This is a genomic window from Streptomyces sp. NPDC005151 (genome assembly GCF_053599875.1).
The window spans coordinates 1-1,327 of sequence record NZ_JBSFYR010000259.1; the positions used below are offsets into that span (position 1 = coordinate 1).

Below are 1,327 nucleotides of genomic sequence, written 5' to 3' on the forward strand. Positions count from 1 at the left end.
ACCGCCCCGGTTCGAGTAGAGGCTCGATTTCATGAAAGGATCGAGTCATGGCAAGACCTTCCCGTTACCCCCTTGAGCTCCGCCGCCGTGCGGTGCGCATGGTCGCCGAAGTGCGCGACGACCACCCGAACGAGACGGCCGCTTTGCAGGCGGTGACCGAGAAGCTCGGCATCGGGTCCCGCGAGACGCTGCGGAACTGGGTGAAGCAGCACGAGATCGACGCGGGGACGCGACCGGGGGCGACGACGGAGGAGTCCGCCCAGCTGAAGGCGTTGAAGAAGGAGAACGCCGAGCTGAAGCGGGCGAACGAGATCCTGAAGGCCGCGGCGAGTTTCTTCGCGGCCGAGCTCGACCGGCCACACACACGCTCGTAGCGTTCATCGACGAGCACCGGGACCGCTTCGGCGGCGTCGAGCCGATCTGCAGGACCCTCACCGGGCACGACTGCAAGATCGCCCCTTCCACGTACTACGCCCACAAGAAACGCCTCGCCTCCCCCTCCGCCCGTTCCCTGCGTGATGAGGAACTCAAGGAGCGGATCCAGGAGGTCTACACATCCAACTACCGCGTCTACGGGGCCCGGAAGATCTGGCGCGAGCTGAACCGGCAGGAACACGCTGTGGCCCGCTGCACCGTCGAGCGCCTCATGCGCGAGATCGGCATCACCGGCGCCGTCCGCGGCAGGAAGGTGATCACGACGATCACCGATCCAGCCGCCGGGCGGGCCCCGGACCTCCTCGACCGCGACTTCGTCGCCAGTGCCCCCAACCGCTGCTGGGTCGCCGACTTCACGCACGTCGCCACCTGGAACGGGGTCGTCTACGTCGCCTTCGTCGTGGACACCTTCTCCCGTCGCATCGTCGGCTGGTCCGCCTCCACATCCAAGGAGACCAGGCTCGTCCTGGACGCCCTGGAGATGGCGCTGTGGCAGCGCGACCGGGACGGATTCCCGCACGCACATGGCGAGTTGATACATCACTCGGACGCGGGGTCGCAGTACACATCGTTCGCGCTGGCCGAGCATCTGGACCGAGCAGGGATCGCGGCATCGATCGGCTCGGTCGGCGACGCCTACGACAACGCCCTGATGGAATCGACGATCGGCCTGTTCAAAACCGAGCTAATCAAACCCGGCCGGCCCTGGAAGACGCTCTCCCAGGTCGAGCTCGCCACCGCCGAGTGGATCGACTGGTACTGCCACCGCCGACTCCACGGTGAGATAGGCCACGTCCCGCCCGTCGAGTACGAGACCAACCACTACATGGAATCCACGAAACCCCAGGTCACAACCACCATCTGAGATCTCTACCGAACCCGGGGCGGTTCA

General features: G+C 65.9%; 1 protein-coding gene. It reads left to right on the forward strand.

Features of this window, described 5'->3' with window-relative positions:
• Positions 1-47: 47 nt before the first annotated feature.
• Positions 48-1,300 (forward strand): IS3 family transposase gene (locus tag ACWD6R_RS40580; protein ID WP_451823345.1). Its coding sequence is split into 2 segments (ribosomal slippage): positions 48-330 and positions 330-1,300, totalling 1,254 coding nucleotides; the frame shifts between segments, so codons are not numbered across the junction.
• Positions 1,301-1,327: the final 27 nt, after the last annotated feature.